Origin of the sequence: Hydrogenophaga palleronii, assembly GCF_031457455.1 — a bacterium.
In the GTDB taxonomy this organism is placed as follows: Bacteria; Pseudomonadota; Gammaproteobacteria; order Burkholderiales; family Burkholderiaceae_C; genus Hydrogenophaga; species Hydrogenophaga palleronii_A.
Window position 1 is genome coordinate 1 of the sequence record NZ_JAVDWU010000018.1, and the last position, 20,094, is coordinate 20,094.

Here is a 20,094-nt window from a genome sequence, read left to right on the forward strand (position 1 = left end):
GACTCCTTTCGTTTGTTGAAGACCTGATCCCCACGCCAATGAAGACCAGAGCGCGAATTTCGCGCAAACAAACGGGGGAGTCCATCCCATCAATCACGCGTCGCAAGGGGCCAAGTGCCAATGAAAGAAAGCAAGCAGACTGCAAGGAAACCAAGCCCTTCAAAAACCGTCGCCTTGCAAGAACCCCTGTAGTTGACCGTTTTCGTCGAGCACCGCCACCCAGTCCTGGCGGGCAATGACGGGCAGGGTGAACCACTGTGCCTCCTCTCCTCCCCGTTTCAAGGCCATTGCCTTGGCAGCATCGACCTGATCCGGATAGCGTTCCAGAAAGAGTGTGAGCGGGCTCGCCTTGATCAGCGTCTTGCGAGCCGATTCGCCCTCGTAGGGCAGATAGAACTCCGGACGTTCGGCATAGTCACGTCCCCCTGCGAGCGCGGCAAACAGCACTTTGTCACGCTCTTGCTCATCCAATGGCTCCCTGATGGCCACGACACGTGGTTTGGAGAAAAGTGTGGGACGCAGACTTACCGGAAGTGTCGCAAGCGCCTCGCGCTCAATGTCTGGCATGGCCACGACCTTGAATCGGTCCACTTCATGGACCAGAAAGAGCGGGCGAGCCTCTATGACGGTCCAGAGACCGTAGCCCAGCGCGACAAGCTGGATCAGCACCACCATGCCGATGTCTCGCACGAGTTCGGAACGCGGCTTGTGCGGGCTGTAGATCACCAGGGTCAGGAGCGGGCCACAGACCACATCCACCCCAACGATCAGCAGGAACAATTCTCGCCCCCCCGCCATCTCGCTGTAGGGGAACGGATACCACAAACCAAAAACCAGAGCGCCGGCCAGAAGGGCTACGGCCAGACTGCAGACCACATGAAGCAGGGATGCACGGACGGCCTGGGCCATTCGCTGAGACTGGGCGAGCGACTTCATCATGAGCAGGTAGTGGGCATTGAACAATGTTCGGAAACGCTGACGGCCTCCGAAGAGGCCGTCAAATCTTAAACGCTAGCCAAAGAGCAAAAGCAAATCGACCGCGCCAAGCGGCGCATGCATGATCAGGTGCGGCAGGTCGCGGGACGGTATTTCTGCAGCACCGTGCCGGTGGTGCACGCCCAGCTAATGGTGGCACCAGCCGATGTTGCGAGCTGCAAATCAGCAGGCGTAGGCACGATAAAGATGGTGTTATTAGCTGCAGGTACCACGGAAGCGTCGTACGCAATGGTGATCGTACCGTTAGCTGCACTCATCACTGAGTCGACATTGCGGTTGCCAGAAGCTGTCATTGCCGCAGCATCGGTGACGGTGTAACCCAAAACGTCGCAGGTGGCTTGGCTGTTACACAGTTTAGTGCCGGGGCCGCGCGACTGATGGGTTTCGGTGATGGCAGTCTTCAAAGCAGACGCCAGCACCAGGCCTTCCGAAATTTTTGCGCGGATGGTGTAGTCTTGGTAAGCTGGCAGGGCAACAGCAGCCAGAATACCGATGATGGCCACCACGATCATCAATTCGATCAGGGTGAAACCTTTTTGCATGGAACGCTTCATGGAAAAAAACTCCTTGAGGGGGTTGTTGGGGGGTTGGTAACGGTAACCCTAGTGCAGGGAGCGTGCCAGCTTGAATTGGTAGGTGTTTCGCGTGCTATTTCACGGTTCGCCGGGGGTGGGTGACGAAATGTGTCGCATGGGGTTGAGACGCAGTGACAAATTTTGTCGGGTCGCACTGGGGTGACGTTTTTCGTCGTACCGGTGGTCGGGGATGGGCGGTCATGCAAGGTCCGGGCCACTCCGAGAGTACCGTTCCATTGATTAGGCTTTCACGAAAGAGATTGAGGTCTTTGACCAGCGATACCCTATGAATGGATGGGTGTTTCAGCGGTCGGTCAACATGACCCGTCTTTTGAGCAGTCAACAAGACCGTCGCAGGCCAAGACCCTCACCCCGACCCTCTCTCGCAAGCGGGAGAGGGAGTAAGAGGTACAGCCGTTGGCGCGAGGTGCATTTGTCCAGGGACACCGAAGGTCCGGCTCCGCCGGCCCGATGGTGTCGTCCTCCCTCCCAGCGCCGAAGGGCGCGCCAGAGAGGGCGGAAGCCGCGTCAGCGGCGCAGGGGGGTGTTCTCCTCAGAGCTCAAACGTCATCCCCGCACTCAGCCAGCGAATGTCGTGGCGCGCTGCGTCTGCGCGGCTTGGCCTTTCGTCGAAACCGCGGATCTCTTCCATGATGAGTCCGGTCTCGGCGGGTTTGGTGTGGGTGATGTAGATCGGGTAAGTCGCGCCCGCTTCGGCCGGGGCAATCTGGTCGAGCTCTTCAGCCAACACGCTGGGCGCCAGGTGCAGGCTGCGTTGGGCCAGGGCTTTTTCGCGGTCGCTGAAGGCGGTTTCGATGATGAGCATGGCCACCGGCAGCTGGTTCACGCGTTGCCAGAACGCGGGGTTGCGGCTGGTGTCGCCGCTGAACACCCAGTGGCCGGACGGGCTGTTGGCCGCAAACCCCACGGCTGGCACGGTGTGCACGGCAGGCAGCACTTCCACCGCCTTGCCCCCCACCTGCAGCACTTCGCCCACGGCGATGGGGGTGCAGCGCATCAGCGGGCTGGCGGCGCTGGGGATGGAGGAGAAGTCCGGCCAGATGAGGTTGTTGAAGATGTGGGCCTTGAGCGCGGCAATGGTGCCGGGCAGGGCGTGCACGTGCAGCGGTGGCGCGCCTGCGGCCAGGCGGCGCGCGGCCACGGCATCGATCATCAGGGGCAGGCTGGCCACGTGGTCCAGGTGCGAATGGGTCAGCAGCACGTGGTTCACGGCGGCCATCTCGTCCAGCGTGAGATCGCCCACGCCGGTGCCGGCGTCGATCAGCACGTCGTCGTCCAGCAGAAAGGAGGTGGTGCGGCAGCCCTGTGCAATGGCACCGGAACAGCCCAGAACGCGAACCCTCATGATGGTGTCAGCAGGTGGTGGTGGACCGGCGGGCCGGGCTTATCGCTTTCGCCGTTCAAAGCCAAGCGTTGCGGTGCTGCCGGGTTGTGCCTCGGCACAGATGGCTGCAGCGGTTCGCGTCTTGCTTTGAGTGGAAAGTGAATTCATTTGGTGTCGAAATTGGTGGCGCCGTCCCAGGTGGATTCGGGCGGTGAGCGACGCATGAAGGCTACCCGTTGCGCCATGCGCTGGTAAAGGACTTTTTCCGCATTCTGGCGAGTCAGGTTGAGTAACAACACGTCGCAATCGTCCCACCGCTGCGCACGCCAGGCATGCAGGGTCTGGTTCCACAGGCCTAATTCGCTCCTCAACTCTGGGGAGGCGTCGCTTGCCGGACACAGCGGTGTGTGAATGGTCACGGCCTGCGCCTTGCCCTTGACCCGCACGCGATCGAGTTCCTGCCACAAGATGGTCGGACACTGGGCCCGTGTGGCTTCGCTGGCCACGATGGGCACGCCGTACTGCGCGGTGAGGCCTTCCAGCCTGGAGGCCAAATTGACGGCATCGCCAATGACGGTGTAACTGCGGCGCACGTCAGAGCCCATGTCGCCGACGCACATGTCACCGGTGTTCAGGCCAATGCCCACGCTGATCGCGGGCAAGCCTTGTTGCGCGTGTCCGCGGTTGATGGCGTCGACTTCGGCGGCCATGTCGAGTGCGGCGTGCACGGCGAGTGCCGCGTGATCGGGCGCATGCACAGGGGCCCCCCAGAAGGCCATGACGCAGTCGCCCATGTATTTGTCGATGGTGCCGCGATGCCGCCGAATGACATGGGTGAGGCGGCTGAACACCGTGTTGAGCAGGGCCTGCAGTTCGGTGGGCGCCATGGTTTCAGACAGGCGGGTGAAGCCTCGCATGTCGCAGAACATCACGGTGAGCTCACGCGCGTCAGCGGCCATGGTGTAGCGGTCGGGGTCCTTCACCATCTCATCAACCAGCTCTGGTGGCACGTAGGTGCCAAACAGCTGGGCGAGTTCGCGCTTGGACCTGCTTTCCACCAGGTAGCCGTAGCTCATGTTGAGGGCAAAGGCCAGCGCCGCCATGACCAGGCTGCTGGCGAGCGGCAGGACAAGGCCGTGGCCCAGGTAGAGCCAGAAGTTCAGCGCCACAATGGCGGCCACCACCCCCAGGCTCAACGCCACGGCCCGTGCGGCCGACAGCAGTGGCAGGCACAACGCCAGCACCAGGCCTGCAACGATCAACACCACCACTTCGTAACCCAGCGCGTAGTCGGGCCGCACCAGCATGTCACCGTCAAGCAGGCTGGCGATCAGGTTGGCATGGGTTTCCACACCCGGATAGGTTTCGCCCACGGGCGTGGCGCGCAGATCGAGCAGGCCAGGGGCGGTGGTGCCCAGCAGCGCGATCTTGCCTTTGAGCGCATCGCGTGGAACACGGTTGGCCAGCACATCGGCCGCCGAGTGGTAGCGAAACGATCCGCCCTGTGGCCCGCCCCGGCCCCGGTACGGCACCAGCGCCAACACCCGATCGTCCACAGGAATGGCCAGCTCGGTTCCCGCCTGGGTGAGACGCACGCTTTCCAGTGCCTGGTGGTGGCGCTGCAGCGGGTCGCCTGCGGGAAAGCCCGGCTCCACCTTGGGCAGCCCCACCAGCCGGCGGAACATCGCCAGCGCCAGCGATTCGTAGTAACGTCCCTCATACTCGGCGAGTAGTGGCAGCGCGCGCACCACGCCATCACTGGCAGAGACCGCATTGAAAAACCCGGCCTGCGGCGCCACCGCCATCAGCGAGGCGAGGTTGGCGCCATAGCCGTCCCAACGGGTGGCGCGAATGTTGCGCCCTTGCAGGGCTTCGGCTTCCATCACCGGCTCTGGCAACACGCCGCTGGTGCGACCGTTGCGGTCGCTGGTGAAGTAATAACCCAGCACCACGGGCCGGTCCTTGAGGCTGCGGGCCAGAAGCGCGTCGTGGTCCAACTGCGGGCGCAGTCGTTCGATGTGTTCGACCAGGCCCGACACATCGGCCAGGTCGCCCTGGGCAAGGGCATCCAGCTGGCGCAGGCCCGAGCTGTTGTCTGGCTCGGCGAACACGGTGTCAAAGCCCAGCAGGGCAATACCATGTTCGTCGAACAGGGTGTCGACCAGGCGCGCAAGGTGGTTGCGCGACCAGGGCCAGCGGCCCACCTCGGCCAGGCTTTGTTCGTCGATGTCGATGATCACGACGCGCTCGTCCAGGGTCTGCGGCATGGTGGCGCGCAGGCGGGCGTCAAAGATGATGTTGTCGAGCCGCTGCAGCACGCCCATGGGCAGCGCACCCACGGCGTGCAGCAGCGCAAAAATCAGCGGCAGCACGGTGACGGCAATGCGTGCGCCGTGTTGGCTCAGCGCCTGCATGGGTGGTGCCGCAGCCCGACGGAGAAAGACCGGTCGACTGCCGACGGCCAGGGGTCTGGGCCTGCGCCCGCCACCATCACTTCTGGATGAACTGCATTTGCGTGCCCGCCAGTTCGATCAGGTCGCCGTGCCGCAGGTCGATGGCTTCGCTACCCAAAGGTTTGGAATTGACGGTGGGGCGTGTCGCCCCCTCAACCAGGGCCACCACGTAGCCATGGGGGCGACGCGTGATGGCGGCCACGGCCACGCCGGGTTTGCCGATGGTGGTGACCACCTTGACCAGTGGCACCTCGCGCCCGGCCGCCGTACCCGACATGACCTTGATGGCGGCATTGCCCACCGGGGCGGCAGGGGCAGCTTTCGCAACGACGGCGCCCGAATTGATCACCATGGTCTTCTCGTGCTGGTCCGAGAAGTTGTCGCTCGCAAACTTGATCTTGTACTTGCCGATCTCGATCGTGTCGCCATTTTGCAACTGCTGCTTCTTGATCGCCTTGCCGTTGACGTAGGTGCCGTTGGTGCTGTTGAGGTCTTCCAGGAACACATCGGCCCCGGACATCTGCATGACCGCGTGTTCACCGCTGACCGCCAGGTTGTCGATGACGATGTCGTTGTAGGGACGGCGCCCGAGTGTCGTGCGGTCTTTGGTGAGCTGCACTTCTTTCATGACGACACCGTCGATGGAAACGATCATTTTCGGCATGGCCGACTCCTGTGGACTCTTGTAAACGGGATCTGGAAGGCGATCATTGACCCAGCATTCGAGACAACAAACCCTTGCGCAAAGGTTTGCTCTTGGCGGCTGCCAGTATGACCGAAATATTATCGCGTCCGCCACTGTCATTGGCTGCGTCGATCAGGGCGTGCGCTTTTTCGTCCAGCGTGCCGGCCGTCACGAGCAGGGCGGCGAGGCGCTGATCGGAGAGCATGTCACTCAATCCGTCGGAGCACAGCAGGAAAAGATCACCCTCTTCGACACGGAATTCGTTGACTTCGAGCAACACCGTGTCTTCCACGCCCAGGGCGCGGGTGACCAGGTTCTTGTGGGTGGCGAACTGGGCCTGTTCGGGCGTGATGAGGCCGGCGTCGAGCTGTTCCTGCAGCAGGGAATGATCGCGCGTGAGCTGCACGAAGTTGCCGTCGCGCAGGCGGTAACAGCGCGAATCGCCCACATGGCCAATGAGCGTACGGGCTTCCTGGAACACACCCATGACTAGCGTGGTGCCCATGCCGGCGTACTGCGGCTGGGAGTTGGCCGCGTTGAAGATGGAGCGGTTGGCGTTGTCGATGCAGATTTCCATCGCGCGCTTGATCTCCCGCGAGCTGGCCTGTGCGCCACCCTCGGCCATCCAGCGCCCCAGCTCGCTGCGCACGAAGGTGGTGGCCATCGCGCTGGCCACCTCACCTGCGTTGTAGCCGCCCATGCCATCGGCCAGGATGGCGATGTGGTTTTCGACATCCAGCGCCACGGAGTCTTCGTTGTTCTCCCGAAGAATGCCCGTGTCGGTGAGGCTGTAATACTCAAAATTCATGATCGAGTTGGGTTGGGGCGGCCCCGCAAACCTGCTGGATGGTTGTTGTCTGAAGGGTTCGTCTGCACGATCACGGCGGTGGTTTCGAAACCTGTGGTGGTGGTCGCTTCTTCCTGCCCGGGTGCCCATGCCAGCGTCTTGGCAAATGCGGTTTCGATAGCGGTGTGGGCCGCATTTTCCTGTTTGTCCTGCAGGCCGGTAGCCAGCACCTCACGCAACCGGTTCGAGAGCTCGGCCCCTGTCTGGAAGCGGGCATCGGGCGATTTGGCCAGCAGCCGATCCAGTATATCGGCGAGCGCCTGCGGCAATGCCGGACGCACGCTGCGCACGCTGGGCGCGGGCTGGTTGGCGATCTGGTACATCAGGGCCGCCATGGAATCGCCTGTCAGTGGCAGGCTGCCGGTCAACAACTGGTACAAGGTCACGCCGAGCGAATAGAGATCGGAACGGCCATCCACGCGCTGCCCCGCCAACTGCTCTGGCGACATGAAACTCGGGGTGCCCAACACCATGCCGGTTTTGGTCTTGCTGGCATCGGTGATGCGGGCAATGCCGAAATCAGTGACTTTCACCGATTGGGTGGCAGGGTCGAACATGATGTTGGCGGGCTTGATGTCGCGGTGCACGACATTCTGGCGGTGGGCATAGTCCAGCGCGAGCGCCACCTGATCACCGATGCGAAGAACCGCCTCAACGGGCAGCAGGTGGCCCGCCCGCGTGTGCTCCAGCAGGTCGCGGCCTTGCAGGAACTCCATGGCGATGAAAGCCAGATCGTGTTCTTCGCCCGCGTCGAAAATGGTGACGATGTGCGGGTGCTGCAGTCGCCCTGCCGTTTCTGCCTCGCGAAAAAAGCGCTGACGCGCGTCCTGCAGTTCATCGCCTTCGAATTCGGCGCTGAGCGCAAGCGTCTTGATGGCCACGACACGACCGATCTTCGGATCGCGCCCCTGGTACACCACGCCCATGGCCCCCTTGCCCAGCTCCTTCTCCACTTGGTAGCGGCCCAGCATCGGTTTCTCCACACCGCCCGACGAGAGCAGCAGCGTGCCGGCCGGGTGAGACGCCGCAGTGCCCAGCATCACGGTTTCCGCCAGGGTCCTGGCACGGCTGCGGCGGGCCTTGACCTCCGCGTCCTTGGGGTCCATGTCGGCCATGTGGGCGTACACCGCCTCGGCCTTGTTGAACTGGCGCTTGCGCTCGTAGTCCATGGCGAGCTGCTGCAGGTTCTGCATCAGCTCGGCGCTGTGAGGCACCCGGCGAAACCGGTCAAAGGCCATGTCGAGCTGGCCTTGACCCTGCAGCGCCAGGCCCATCATGCGGTTGGTCTCGGCCGACTCGCGATCCGTGTGCTGTTTGCCGGCCTCGGTCGCGAGGAAGCGCCGCGTGGTGATGGCGCCGTGGCCGATCAGCAACAGGCTGGCGGGAAAAACCAGCTGAAGCCAGACAGACCCCGACGACAGCAGCACGAATTGCGACCCCAGCATGGCGACAAAAAACGCCGCGGTGATCCAGGCACTGGCGGCTGCGTCCAGCCTGGGCAAACCCACCACCACGTACAGCCCGACCAGCAGCATGGCGCCCAGCACCGCCAGGCCTCCCCACAAGGGCTCCGCAATGAAATGACCACCCAGAATGCTGGAGGTGATGTGCGCCATGGTTTCGGCGGGCGACATCGACGCGGACACCGGCGTGGCGAACGCTCCCCCAACGCCCGCGGCGGTGGCACCGATGATCACGATCTTGTCGGCGTACTTGCTGGCGGGAATGGCACCCGAGATCACGTCGTAGAAGGCATCCACCGGAATGGCCCTTTGAGCGCCGCCATCGCTGTAGAACTGCGGCAGCACACGGGCCGCGTCGTCGCTGGGAATGATCCTGGTTCCCAGCCGCACGCCCTCGCCCGGCACCCAGCCGATGTCGGCGATGCTCAGGTTCAGGCTGTGGGCGGCAATGCTCAGCCCCATGGACGGCACCGCCATGCGGTCGAAGTGAATGAACAGCGGCTCCCTTCGAACCACGCCATCGGCGTCGGCGGTCTGGTTGAGGTGCGCGACAGCCACGGCCGCCGAACCGATGGCAGCAAGAGGTTGTTGCGTGCGCAACGCCGGCAGCCCGAAGCCGATGGGGTCGCTGATGGCGTTGCGCTGCGCAAAGGCGGGCAAGGGCGCGTCCGGGCGACCCTGGGGCTCGCCCAGACTGAACAGCGACGGCACGATGACATTGCCCGCGCGCGCCATGCTTTCAGTCAGGCGCGCATCGGCGTCCAGACGCCGCTCGGCATCGGCGATGAAGGATTGCAGCTCGCTGCGCGCCACCTCGCTCAGCTCGCCAATGGGTGCCCCCGTGGTGGAAGTGCCGTCGATGCGGGCTTGCAGCGCACGCAGCTCCACCAGACCGCGGTCGGTCTGGGGCTCAAAAAAGAACGCGGTGTGGGCGATGGTTTTGGCGCCTGCCGCAGACAGCTGGTCGATCAGCTGCGCATGCACTTCGCGTGGCCAGGGCCAGCGACCGATGTTGGCGATGCTGCGGTCATCAATGGCGATCACGGCAATCCGGTCGCTGGGCTGCCTGTCACTGCTGGCCACGCCGAAGTCGTAGAAGCGCCGTTCAAGCCCGGCGAAGAGATCGGTCGACGCGTGCAGGGCCAGCGCGAGCAACATCACCGCCAGACCCACAAAGGTGTCGGTACGCCAGAACGGGCCTCGCCTCCCTTCTGTCTTTTTTGCTCGCTTGCTGGACAAATATCACCCTGCAGAAAATGCGATTGGTCGTGCACCTTGGACAAGTCACCCAACATCCCGGCGGGTGTCACCGCGTGATGGGTCTGGGGCACAGGGACTCCGGCTCTGGTTTGTTGCATTTTGTTTCAAACCTGGCCAAAGTTCAAGCCCAGCTGTGTATTTAACGCCTCACTTTGACTGAGCGCGAAAAAAAAGGCAACGCGAACGTTGCCTTCTTCACACTGGAGCGTGTGTTGTGGGGTTTACAGCTGCGCTTTCAGCAACTTGCCCAGCTCGGACGGGTTGCGTGTGATGATGAAGCCCGACTCTTCCATGATGGCGAGCTTGGCATCGGCCGTGTCGGCGCCGCCGGAGATCAGCGCGCCGGCGTGGCCCATGCGCTTGCCGGGAGGCGCGGTCACGCCAGCGATGAAGCCCACGATGGGCTTCTTCATGTTGGCTTTGCACCACTGGGCGGCTTCGGCTTCGTCGGGACCGCCGATTTCACCGATCATGATCACGGCATCGGTGTCCGGATCGTCGTTGAAGGCCTTCATCACGTCGATGTGCTTGAGGCCGTTGATGGGGTCGCCACCAATGCCCACGGCGCTCGACTGACCCAGGCCGACTTCGGTCAGCATGGCCACGGCTTCGTAGGTCAGCGTGCCGGAGCGGCTCACCACGCCGATGCGGCCCTTGCGGTGGATGTGGCCGGGCATGATGCCGATCTTGATCTCGTCGGGGGTGATCAGGCCCGGGCAGTTGGGTCCCAACAGCAGGGTCTTCTTGCCACCAGCGGCTTCCTTGGCCTTCATCTTGTTGCGCACCATCAGCATGTCCTTGACCGGAATGCCTTCGGTGATGCAGATCGCCAGGTCCAGATCGGCTTCCACGGCTTCCCAGATCGCGTCCGCAGCGCCTGCGGGCGGCACGTAGATCACCGACACGGTGGCACCGGTCTGTGATGCGGCTTCCTTCACGGAGGCGTAGATCGGGATGTTGAAGATCGACTCGCCGGCCTTCTTGGGGTTCACACCGGCCACGAAGCAGTTCTTGCCGTTCGCGTATTCCTGGCACTTTTCGGTGTGGAACTGGCCCGTCTTGCCCGTGATGCCCTGGGTGATGACCTTGGTGTCTTTGTTGATGTAGATCGACATGTGTGTTCTCCGGGCTTACTTGACGGCAGCAACGATTTTGGTCGCGGCTTCGGCCATGGTGTCGGCCGCGATGATGGGCAGGCCGGACTCGGCCAGCATCTTCTTGCCCAGCTCTTCGTTCGTGCCCTTCATGCGCACCACCAGCGGCACATTGAGGTTCACGGCCTTGCAGGCGGTGATCACGCCGGTGGCGATGGTGTCGCACTTCATGATGCCGCCGAAGATGTTGACCAGAATGCCTTCAACCTTAGGGTTCTTGAGCATGATCTTGAAGGCTTCGGTGACCTTCTCGGGGGTGGCACCGCCGCCCACGTCCAGAAAGTTGGCCGGCTCGCCACCGAACAGCTTGATGGTGTCCATGGTGGCCATCGCCAGGCCGGCGCCGTTGACCAGGCAGCCGATGTTGCCGTCCAGGCTGATGTAGGCCAGGTCGAACTTGGAGGCTTCCACTTCGGCCGGGTCTTCTTCGTCCAGATCGCGGTAGGCCACGATTTCAGGGTGGCGGAACAGCGCGTTGGCGTCGAAGTTGAACTTCGCATCCAGCGCCATCAGATCGCCCTTGGAGTCGCAGTTCAGCGGGTTGATTTCCACCAGGGACGCGTCGGTGTCCATGTAGCACTTGTAGATCTTGGCGAAGATGTCCACAGCCTGATCGATGGAGGCGCCGGTCAGGCCAATGGCCGCCGCGACCTTCTTGCTTTGTTCGGGCGTGATGCCAGTCAGCGGGTCGATCATCTCGGTGATGATCTTCTCGGGCGTGGCGTGGGCCACTTCCTCGATGTCCATGCCGCCTTCGCTGGAGGCGATCAGGGCCACCTTTTGCGTCGCGCGGTCGGTCACCAGGGACACATAGAGTTCGTTTTTGATATCGGCGCCGTCTTCAATATAGAGGCGGCGCACCTTCTGACCTTCGGGGCCGGTCTGGTGGGTCTTGAGCTGCATGCCCAGGATCTCGGTGGCGCGGGCCTTGACGTCGTCAATGCTCTTGGCCACCTTCACACCGCCGCCCTTGCCACGCCCGCCGGCATGGATCTGTGCCTTGACCACCCACACCGGGCCGCCCAGTTTCTGTGCGGCCTCGACCGCCTCCTGCACCGTGAACGCCGCAATGCCACGGGGCACAGGCACACCAAATTGACGCAAGATTTCCTTGCCTTGGTACTCGTGAATTTTCATGAGGTCTCTCTCAGACTGGATGGGTTTCTTGTTCCCGGTCGAACAGCAGGCGGCCGAACGCAGGCACTGGACACAGCAACCGCGAAATGTATCATGCTGCGATGCACCAACCTGGGACGCTGCATCACTGCGCAACCCGGGATTGTGTGTACATTCCCCTGAATCTGAACTGACAAGGCGGCAAGGCGATGGCCAAGATATTCATTGATGGCGAGGCAGGCACCACGGGTCTCCAGATCCGGGAGCGGCTGGAATTGATCCCGGCGGTGGAGCTGGTGAGCATTGCGCCCGAACTGCGCAAGGACCCAGCCGCCAAACGCGCGCTGATGTCCCAGGTCGACCTGGTCATCCTTTGTCTGCACGACGATGCCGCTCGTGAATCTGTAGCGATGATCGACGCGTTGCCGGGTCGCCAACCCAAGATCATCGACGCTTCCACCGCCCACCGCACCGCACCCGACTGGGTGTTCGGTTTTCCCGAACTGACCCCTGGCCAGCGCGAAGCGGTGGCCAATGCCACCCGGGTGGCCAACCCTGGTTGTTACGCCAGCGGCGCCATTGCCATGCTGCGACCGCTGGTCGATTCGGGCGTGTTGCCTGTGGATCACCCGGTCTGCCTGCCTGCGGTCAGTGGCTATTCCGGTGGTGGCCGCACCATGATCGAGGCCTATGAAAAGGCCAGCGCACCCGCCTACGAGTTGTACGCCCTGGGCCTGAAACACAAGCACATCCCTGAAATCATGGCCTACACCGGCCTGACCCGTCGGCCCATTTTTGTGCCTGCGGTCGGCAACTTCGCCCAGGGCATGCTGGTCGAACTGCCGCTGCACCTGGACACATTGCCCGGCCAGCCGACCGTGACCGACCTGCACGCCATCTACGCCAATCACTACGCCGACAGCGAGTGGGTGCGTGTCATGCCGGCCACCGAAGACGGCAAGCTCGACGCGCTGGCGCTCAACAACACCAACGAGCTGGAGATCCGCGTGTTTGGCAATGCGGAAGCGCAGCACGCGGTGGTGGTGGCCCGGCTCGACAACCTGGGCAAGGGCGCCAGTGGCGCTGCGGTGCAGAACCTCAAATTGATGCTGGGCATTTAAGGACTCCCACGCTCTGCCGCTACGCGGGTCGCTCAAGTCGCTGGGGCGTTGCGCATGGCCAGCCGCTTGCGTAGCAGGGGCGGCACGATCAGCACCGCTGCGGCCAGCACCCACAGCCCCACGGTCATCGGGCTGGACCACAGGATGCCGAGTTCACCGTTGGTGATCGACAGGGCTCGGCGCAGGCTTTGTTCCATGAGGCCACCCAACACGACACCCAGCACCATGGGTGCCATCGGCATGCCAATCTTGCGCAGGAAGTAGCCCACCACCCCGATGCCGGTCATGCTGAGCAGGTCAAAGGTGCTGGCACTGAGTGCATACACACCGATGAAGCTGATCGACAGGATGCCCGGGACCAGCAACCAGCCGGGGATGGACAGCATGGAAGCAAATACCCTCACCATGGGCACGTTCATCAGCAGCAGCATCACGTTGGCGACGAACAGCGACGCGATCAAGCCCCAGACCAGCGCGGGCTGGGCTTCGAAGAGCACCGGGCCGGGCGTGATGTTGTAGAGCGTGAGCGCGCCCATCATCACCGCCGTGGTGCCCGAGCCGGGAACGCCCAGCGTGAGCATGGGGATGAACGAGCCGGTGGCGGCGCTGTTGTTGGCCGCCTCGGGCGCGGCCAGACCGCGAAGGTCGCCCTTGCCGAATTTGGCGTTGGGGTCCTTGCCCTCGTGCAGGCGTTTTTCGTTGGCATAGGCCACGGCCGAGGCCACACTGGCACCCGCGCCCGGCAGCACGCCGATGCCGAAGCCCATCAGCGCGGAGCGCACCGTGGTCCACCAGGTGAAGCGAAGCTCCTGCAGATTGAATAGCTTGCGCGCGCTGGGTGGCACTTCAATTTTCTGCCCAGTGAGCAGGTTCTCCAACATCTGCAGCATCTCGGCGATGGCAAACAGACCGATCACCACGACCACGAAGTCCACGCCGTCGGCCAGCTCGGGCAGATCGAAGGTGTAGCGGTACACGCCGGAGTTGGCATCCACCCCGACAGTGGCAATGGCCAGCCCGATGGCCGCAGCCAGCGCGCCCTTGACAGGCTTGTCGCCCAGCAGGCTGCTCAGCGCGCAGAACGCGAAGATCATCAGCACGAAGTACTCGGCCGGGCCGAAGGCCAAGGCCCAGTTCGCCACCAGCGGTGCGAAGGCCGCGATGCCCAGGATGGCCACGGTGGAGCCGATGAAGGAGGCCCAGGCCGACAGCGACAGCGCCACGCTGGCCAGACCCTGGCGGGCCAGGGGGTAGCCATCCAGTGTGGTCATCACCGAGGCCGCTTCGCCCGGCACGTTGATCAGGATGGAGGTGATGCGCCCGCCGTACTCGGCGCCCACGTACACGGCCGCCAGCAAGATGAGGGCGGTCTCGGGCGGCAGTCCCATGGCAAAGGCAATGGGCACCAGCATGGCCACACCATTGATGGGCCCCAAGCCAGGCAGCACACCAACGATGGTGCCAAGAAAGGAGCCGATGGCGGCCACCAACAGGTTCATGGGCGAGAAGGCAACGCCGAAACCCAGTGCGAGATGATCAAGGACGTTCACAGCAGTGCTCCCAGAATGCCCGTGGGCAGAACCACATCAAAAACCTTGTCGAAGAGCAGGTAGAACAGGATGCCCATGGCCACGCCGCCCATCACACACTGGCGCCAGCTGCCGCCAAAGAGGCGCCCCACGCAGGCGGTCATCAGTGCGGTGGATGCCATGAAGCCCAACCACTGGAAGATCAGCGCGTAGGCCACCACCAGGCCCACCATCAATGCGATGCGCTGATTGGCCCCTGGCGGGTTCGGCTCGGCCACGTCGCGCCCGAAGGCGAGCAGCCACAGACCGCACAAGCCGATGAAGGCGGCGAGCAGCAGAGGAAAGGCCCGGGGGCCGACAGGCTCGTAGGCAAACGGGGCTTCCAGCCCCCAGCCTTTCCAGGTGAGCAAGGCAGAGAACAGCAGGGCGAAAACGCCCAGCACGCGATCGTTGAGGGTCATGATGGTTGACTTCCATGCGGGCAGCCGCGCCACCGCGGCGAGCGCGGGGCTGGCTGCGAAGAGGGCGCGGGCGCCCGGGGAGGCCTTACTTGATCAGGCCGAACGAGGAGGCGAGTTCCCCGTAGGACTTGGTGCGTTCCTTGACGAATTTGTCAAGCTCGGCGCCAGTCAGGTTGAATGGAAACAGGCCTTGCTGCTGCTGCAGGGCAGCGTATCCAGGAGACGCCATGGTCTTGTTGAAGGCGTCGACCCACCACTGGTAGTCGGCGTCCGAGACCTTGGGTCCCACGTAGAAGCCCCGGATGATGGGCCACTCGATGTCGTAGCCCTGCTCGGCCGCCGTGGGCACGTTGGCCAGTTTGCCGGGCAGGCGCTCCTTGTGGTAAACCGCCAGCACCCGGATGGGGGCACCGGCGTCCATGAGGGTGGCGGCTTCTGCCGCGTCGCCCATGTAAGCCTGGATATGGCCACCGCGCAGCGCGGTCACGGCTTCGCCGCCACCTTCAAACGCCACGAATCGCATGCGCTTGTAGTCCACACCCGCGGCCTTGGCCGTGAGCGCGGCCTTCATCCAGTCCTGCCCGCCCACCGAACCGCCCGCGCCCAGCACGATCTTGGTCGGGTCGGTCTTGAAGGCGGCCATCAGGCTCTTCAGGTCTTTGTGCGGCGAGTCGTCGCGCACCACGGCCACGCCGTAGTCGGCACCAATGGCGGCGACCCAGCGCACGTCGTTGACCGTGTACTTGCCGAATTTGCCTTGCGACAGATTCAGCAGCGAACCGCCGGAGAAGGCGACGATGGCGCCCGGATCACCGGGGCGCTGGGTGATGATGCTGTTGTAGGCCACTGCGCCCACACCACCGGGCATGTAGACGATGCGCATCGGCGCTTTCAAGGCACCGCTGTCCTTGAGCGCTGCCTGGGCGAGTCGGCAGGTCAGATCGAAACCGCCACCGGGTTGCGCCGGGGCCACGCATTCGGGGCGGGCCGGTTCGGTAGCGGCAAGGGGTGAAAATGCGAGAGCGGTGGTGGCCACCAGCGCACCGATGGTGTGCCGCATGAAGAGCTTAGGGGTCATGTTTGTCTCCTGAGTACGTCGGGGGTGCCGGGTGGCGGGCGCCACCACTGACCCGCGAAGGCTACGAATTCAAGGCTTTCCGATGCCTTTCAATTCGCCGTTTTTTTGTGCTGCACTGCCGCATTCGCGGGCAAACCCAGGGTAAACACCAGGTTCATGTGCAAGCCTGGACCGGGTTCGCGAGGCTCGATTCGAAGCGCAGTGTCGTGCAACTGGGCAATGGTGCTGACCAGCGCCAGCCCCAGACCGGCACCGGGCTGCAGCTTGCCGGCAGCGCCACGCCGGAACCGCACGCCGGCCCGTTCGATGTCGTGCTCACTCATGCCTGGCCCGCTGTCCTCCACCTGCAGCAGCGCATGGCGCGTGTCGTGAAACACCCGCACCGTCACCCGCCCACCCACGGGCGTGTAGCGGATGGCGTTGTCCACCAGGTTCAACAAGGCCTCGCGCAGCAGCCACTCCACCCCCAGGATCGACACCGGCTCGTCGGGCGTCTCGACCCCAAAGTCCAACCGGCGCGCGCGCGCCGCAGGCAGCAAGGTGCGGGAGACCGCCTGGGCCAGCGCGTTCAGGTCCAGCAGCTCCCTGGGTGGCCCGCCTTCAACGAGCGACGCATCCCGCACCCGGGCCAGCGACAGCATCTGGTTGGTCATGCGCACCGCGCGGTCGAGCCCTTCGTGCATGGCCAGCAAGGCTTCGCGCACCAGTGCCGGCTCGGCTTCGCGCAGCGCGAAGTCGACCTGGGTGCGCAGCACCGTGAGCGGTGTGCGCAGCTGGTGCGAAGCGTCGTCGAGGAACTGGCGCTGGGTGCGGGCCATGGCCGCATAACGCGACATGTGACGGTTCACCGCCGCCACCAGCGGCCGCACCTCGGTGGGCAGGCCGGCATCGTCGATCGGGCGCAGGTCGTCTGCATGCCGCGCTTCCAGTTCCTCGCGCAGGCGGTTGAGCGGGCGCAGCGTCATCACAATGCCCGCCACCAGCAAGACCACGCTCATCGCGATGCCGCTCAGGTCGCGCTCCACGGAGCGGCGCAGCACCTGGGCCAGGAACACCTCCCGCTCACCCAGACTTTCGGCCACCTGGACGATCACGCGCTGCTGGGGATCGCCGGGCAGCGGCGGGTTCATGAAACGGGCCAGTGCCGCCACACGCACCGGCGTTTCCTCGTGGGTGGCGAAGTAAAACTGCGGCTGCCCCGTCGCCAGCGGCGCATCGGGCAGCGGCAGCGAGGGGCTGCCGATTTCCGCCAGGCCGCTCTCCGTGGCCACGCGGAAGTACACACGTGCATTGGTCGTCAATTCAAAGAATTCCAGAAGAAGAAACGGCTGCTCGACCGAGAGCCCCCCACTGGCGGTGGAGATGTTGTGGTCGATGGCGCGCAGCGCCCCGGCCAGTGCACGGTCGTAGGCCAGATCCACCTGGTCGCGCAACAGCTGCTTGGAGAACCACAGCGTGCCGCCCATGATCATCAGCAGACCCGGCAGCAGCCACCACAGCAGCGCGGACTTCAGGCTGGCCGGTCGCTTCATCATTCCGGTGGGGACGCAGGGTCAGTGGGGTTGACCGGCTCCAGGCAATAGCCCATGCCACGCACCGTGGTGATTTGCACACCGCTGCCGGCGAGTTTCTTGCGCAGGCGGTGCACGTGCACCTCCACGGCTTCGAGATTGACATCGGTGTCGCCCGGCAGCACCCGATCCAGGATCTGCTGCTTGGTCACGGGCTCGCCGCTGCGCTGTATCAATGCCCGCAACACCGCGTGTTCGCGCGGTGGCAGAGCCAAGGGTTCGCCGGCCACGGAGAAGCGCCGACTTCCGGTGTCGAGTTGCAGAGGACCGCAGGCCAGGCGGGGATGGTCGTTGCCACGGGCGCGTCGCACCAGCGCCAGCAGGCGGGCTTCGAGCTCTTCAACCATGAAGGGCTTGTGCAGAAAGTCGTCTGCCCCTTCGTGCAGCGTGCCCACGCGCTCGGCCAGCGAATCGCGTGCCGTGAGCACGAGCACCGGCGTGCGGTCGTCCCGCGCGCGCAATCGCGTCAGCACCCCGTGACCATCCAGACCCGGCAGACCCAGGTCCAGCACGACGGCGTCGAACTCCTCGGTCGCCAGGCGCCTGTCGGCCAACACGCCATCGTTGGCCCACTCCACCATGATGCCGGCATGGCGCGCCAGGGTGCGCGAAAGCCAGTGGGTCAGATCGGGCTCGTCCTCAACCAGCAAGATGCGCATGTGGTGGCCTCCTTGTTCGAAAGCGAGTGTGTCACAGCTGCCAGGGTGTGCGGCGGGCGCGTTCACCGCCCCACCCGCCCGGTTGCGCCAGAATTTGCGGTGGGACTGTCGAATGCTGCGGTGCCCGTTCGTCGTGTGAATCGACGAGCCTGCATGCGTCGCCACCTTCTTCCGTTTGTGGCTTGAGGCGCCATCACCCATTTTGAGGAAACACCGTGTCCGCTGCCCTGCCATTGCCCGAAGTTGCTCCGCCCAGCGCGACCCGCAGGGAGTGGGTCGCGCTGGGCGTGATCGCCCTGCCCTGCATGGTCTACGCCATGGACCTCACGGTGCTGAATCTGGCCTTGCCCGCCATCAGCGCTGATCTGCGCCCCTCGGCATCGCAGTTGCTCTGGATCATCGACATCTACGGCTTCATGGTGGCGGGCCTGCTGATCACCATGGGCACACTGGGTGACAAGCTCGGACGCCGGCGGTTGCTGCTCATTGGCGCCGCCGCATTTGCCGCCGCCTCGGTGGCCGCAGCGCTGTCCACCACGGCGGAAGCCCTGATTGCCACCCGTGCCCTGCTGGGCATTGCGGGCGCCACCTTGGCGCCGTCTACGCTCTCACTCATCTCCAACATGTTTCGCCACGAGCGCGAACGGCGCGTGGCCATCGGCATCTGGATCTCCAGCTATTCGGTCGGCGGCGCCATCGGCCCGCTGGTGGGCGGTGTGATCCTGCAGTACTTTGCCTGGCCGGCCATCTTCTGGGCGGCGGTGCCGGTGATGCTGTTGCTGCTGGTGGTTGGTCCGTTCCTCTTGCCCGAATACCGCGACGCGAACGCTGGCCGGCTTGATCTGGGCAGCGTGCTGCTTTCTCTGGTGGCCGCGCTTGGCGGCGTCGCCGTGCTCAAGCGGGTGGCAGAGGGCCAGCTTGGCCTCGCGACCGGTGTGGTGGCCGCCATTGCACTGCTGGCTGCCGTGGCCTTTCTGCGTCGCCAGCGCCGTATCGACTACCCGCTGCTGGACATTGGCCTGTTCCGACAGCCCCGTTTCGCGGCGGCCATCTGCACGTATGCACTTACGTCGTTCGCCATGTTCGGTGTCTACATCTTCGTCTCGCAGCACCTGCAACTGGTGCTGGGTCTCTCGCCATTGGTGGCGGGTGTCTGCACCGTGCCGTGGGCGCTGTCCTTCGTGGTCGGGTCGATGCTCACGCCGGCCATGGCACAGCGTTGGTCGGCACCGCGAACCATGCTGGGAGGCCTGGTGATCGCCGCCTTCGGCTTCGCCGGCATGACGCTGGCCGGCGGCGCTCATGGCCTGGTCTGGCTCATGGGGGGCATGGTGCTCATGGGTCTGGGCATGGCGCCGGTGTTTGCGCTGGGCAACGACATCGTCATCAGCTCGGCCCCGCCCGAGAGGGCAGGCGCGGCATCCGCTTTGTCGGAGACCAGTTCGGAGTTTTCGGGTGCGCTCGGCATCGCGGTGTTTGGCAGCCTGACCACCAGCCTGTACCGGGCCGGCATGGTCGGCCAGTGGCCCGACGGGCTGACGGCAGAAGCCATGGCGAGTGCGTCCACGCTCGGTGGCGCACTCACGGTGGCCGATGGATTGCCCGCCGCTCTCGCCGAGCCCCTGCGCATGGCGGCGCGTGCTGCCTTCGTGGATGGCCTTCAAGCGGCGGCGGTGCTGGGTACCGGCATCATGGTGGTCAGCGCACTGCTGGCCTGGCGCATGTTTCGAACCCCCAGCAAACCGGCCGAGGTTTGCGCGGCTTCGGACGGCTGAAGCTGC

16 protein-coding genes are annotated in these 20,094 nt (G+C 64.2%); 2 read left to right on the forward strand and 14 right to left on the reverse strand.

Features of this window, described 5'->3' with window-relative positions:
- Positions 1-159 precede the first annotated feature (159 nt).
- From tfpZ to sucC, 9 genes are all read right to left on the reverse strand, one after another.
- Positions 160-936, reverse strand: coding sequence for a TfpX/TfpZ family type IV pilin accessory protein (gene tfpZ, locus J2W49_RS25305; RefSeq protein WP_310322592.1), 777 nt, complete (start codon positions 934-936; stop codon positions 160-162).
- Positions 937-1,061: 125 nt separating this feature from the next.
- Positions 1,062-1,550 carry a pilin gene (locus J2W49_RS25310; RefSeq protein ID WP_310322595.1) on the reverse strand — a complete coding sequence of 163 codons (489 nt, stop codon included), beginning with the start codon at positions 1,548-1,550 and terminating at the stop codon, positions 1,062-1,064.
- Positions 1,551-2,124: 574 nt separating this feature from the next.
- The gene (locus J2W49_RS25315; RefSeq protein WP_310322598.1) at positions 2,125-2,937 is read right to left on the reverse strand and encodes a 3',5'-cyclic-nucleotide phosphodiesterase; all 813 of its coding nucleotides are present in this window, start codon (positions 2,935-2,937) and stop codon (positions 2,125-2,127) included.
- 143 nt (positions 2,938-3,080) lie between these two features.
- On the reverse strand, positions 3,081-5,330 hold the full coding sequence (locus J2W49_RS25320) for a CHASE2 domain-containing protein (RefSeq protein ID WP_310322601.1): 2,250 nt from the start codon (positions 5,328-5,330) through the stop codon (positions 3,081-3,083).
- A 76-nt stretch (positions 5,331-5,406) separates the two neighbouring features.
- Positions 5,407-6,033 carry an FHA domain-containing protein gene (locus J2W49_RS25325; RefSeq protein WP_310322604.1) on the reverse strand — a complete coding sequence of 209 codons (627 nt, stop codon included), beginning with the start codon at positions 6,031-6,033 and terminating at the stop codon, positions 5,407-5,409.
- Positions 6,034-6,076: 43 nt separating this feature from the next.
- Positions 6,077-6,862 carry a Stp1/IreP family PP2C-type Ser/Thr phosphatase gene (locus J2W49_RS25330; protein WP_310322607.1) on the reverse strand — a complete coding sequence of 262 codons (786 nt, stop codon included), beginning with the start codon at positions 6,860-6,862 and terminating at the stop codon, positions 6,077-6,079.
- Positions 6,859-9,603 (reverse strand): CHASE2 domain-containing serine/threonine-protein kinase, encoded by a 2,745-nt coding sequence (locus J2W49_RS25335; RefSeq protein WP_310322609.1) that lies wholly within the window; start codon positions 9,601-9,603, stop codon positions 6,859-6,861. The genes J2W49_RS25330 and J2W49_RS25335 overlap by 4 nt, the downstream gene beginning before the upstream one ends.
- 242 nt (positions 9,604-9,845) lie before the next feature.
- Complete coding sequence (sucD, locus tag J2W49_RS25340) at positions 9,846-10,739, reverse strand: succinate--CoA ligase subunit alpha (protein WP_310322610.1); 894 nt, start codon at positions 10,737-10,739, stop codon at positions 9,846-9,848.
- A 15-nt stretch (positions 10,740-10,754) separates the two neighbouring features.
- Complete coding sequence (sucC, locus tag J2W49_RS25345) at positions 10,755-11,915, reverse strand: ADP-forming succinate--CoA ligase subunit beta (RefSeq protein ID WP_310322612.1); 1,161 nt, start codon at positions 11,913-11,915, stop codon at positions 10,755-10,757.
- Between the two features lie 188 nt (positions 11,916-12,103).
- Here sucC and argC point away from each other — a divergent pair, with 188 nt between their 5' ends.
- Positions 12,104-13,015 (forward strand): N-acetyl-gamma-glutamyl-phosphate reductase, encoded by a 912-nt coding sequence (argC, locus tag J2W49_RS25350; RefSeq protein WP_310322614.1) that lies wholly within the window; start codon positions 12,104-12,106, stop codon positions 13,013-13,015.
- A gap of 32 nt (positions 13,016-13,047) precedes the next feature.
- Here argC and J2W49_RS25355 read toward each other — a convergent pair whose 3' ends face one another.
- The 5 genes from J2W49_RS25355 to J2W49_RS25375 all read right to left on the reverse strand — a co-directional run bounded on the left by J2W49_RS25355 (position 13,048) and on the right by J2W49_RS25375 (position 18,313).
- Positions 13,048-14,514, reverse strand: a complete 1,467-nt coding sequence (locus tag J2W49_RS25355) for a tripartite tricarboxylate transporter permease (protein ID WP_310322734.1) — start codon at positions 14,512-14,514, stop codon at positions 13,048-13,050.
- A gap of 47 nt (positions 14,515-14,561) precedes the next feature.
- Complete coding sequence (locus tag J2W49_RS25360; RefSeq protein ID WP_310322616.1) at positions 14,562-15,005, reverse strand: tripartite tricarboxylate transporter TctB family protein; 444 nt, start codon at positions 15,003-15,005, stop codon at positions 14,562-14,564.
- 85 nt (positions 15,006-15,090) lie between these two features.
- Positions 15,091-16,065, reverse strand: coding sequence for a Bug family tripartite tricarboxylate transporter substrate binding protein (locus J2W49_RS25365; protein ID WP_310322736.1), 975 nt, complete (start codon positions 16,063-16,065; stop codon positions 15,091-15,093).
- A 107-nt stretch (positions 16,066-16,172) separates the two neighbouring features.
- Complete coding sequence (locus J2W49_RS25370) at positions 16,173-17,615, reverse strand: sensor histidine kinase (RefSeq protein WP_310322738.1); 1,443 nt, start codon at positions 17,613-17,615, stop codon at positions 16,173-16,175.
- A complete protein-coding gene (locus tag J2W49_RS25375) occupies positions 17,615-18,313 on the reverse strand; it encodes a response regulator (RefSeq protein ID WP_310322618.1) in 699 nt (232 codons plus the stop codon). Before J2W49_RS25375 ends, J2W49_RS25370 begins: the two co-directional genes overlap by 1 nt.
- A 215-nt stretch (positions 18,314-18,528) precedes the next feature.
- Between J2W49_RS25375 and J2W49_RS25380 the strand changes: the two genes are divergently transcribed.
- Complete coding sequence (locus tag J2W49_RS25380; RefSeq protein WP_310322620.1) at positions 18,529-20,088, forward strand: MFS transporter; 1,560 nt, start codon at positions 18,529-18,531, stop codon at positions 20,086-20,088.
- Positions 20,089-20,094: the final 6 nt, after the last annotated feature.

Coding starts and splice junctions, on each gene's coding strand:
- tfpZ (WP_310322592.1), bottom strand. CDS start 936: ATGAAGTCGCTCGCCCAGTCTCAGCGAATGGCCCAGGCCGTCCGTGCA.
- J2W49_RS25310 (WP_310322595.1), bottom strand. CDS start 1,550: ATGAAGCGTTCCATGCAAAAAGGTTTCACCCTGATCGAATTGATGATC.
- J2W49_RS25315 (WP_310322598.1), bottom strand. CDS start 2,937: ATGAGGGTTCGCGTTCTGGGCTGTTCCGGTGCCATTGCACAGGGCTGC.
- J2W49_RS25320 (WP_310322601.1), bottom strand. CDS start 5,330: ATGCAGGCGCTGAGCCAACACGGCGCACGCATTGCCGTCACCGTGCTG.
- J2W49_RS25325 (WP_310322604.1), bottom strand. CDS start 6,033: ATGCCGAAAATGATCGTTTCCATCGACGGTGTCGTCATGAAAGAAGTG.
- J2W49_RS25330 (WP_310322607.1), bottom strand. CDS start 6,862: ATGAATTTTGAGTATTACAGCCTCACCGACACGGGCATTCTTCGGGAG.
- sucD (WP_310322610.1), bottom strand. CDS start 10,739: ATGTCGATCTACATCAACAAAGACACCAAGGTCATCACCCAGGGCATC.
- sucC (WP_310322612.1), bottom strand. CDS start 11,915: ATGAAAATTCACGAGTACCAAGGCAAGGAAATCTTGCGTCAATTTGGT.
- argC (WP_310322614.1), top strand. CDS start 12,104: ATGGCCAAGATATTCATTGATGGCGAGGCAGGCACCACGGGTCTCCAG.
- J2W49_RS25355 (WP_310322734.1), bottom strand. CDS start 14,514: ATGAACCTGTTGGTGGCCGCCATCGGCTCCTTTCTTGGCACCATCGTT.
- J2W49_RS25360 (WP_310322616.1), bottom strand. CDS start 15,005: ATGACCCTCAACGATCGCGTGCTGGGCGTTTTCGCCCTGCTGTTCTCT.
- J2W49_RS25365 (WP_310322736.1), bottom strand. CDS start 16,065: ATGCGGCACACCATCGGTGCGCTGGTGGCCACCACCGCTCTCGCATTT.
- J2W49_RS25370 (WP_310322738.1), bottom strand. CDS start 17,615: ATGAAGCGACCGGCCAGCCTGAAGTCCGCGCTGCTGTGGTGGCTGCTG.
- J2W49_RS25375 (WP_310322618.1), bottom strand. CDS start 18,313: ATGCGCATCTTGCTGGTTGAGGACGAGCCCGATCTGACCCACTGGCTT.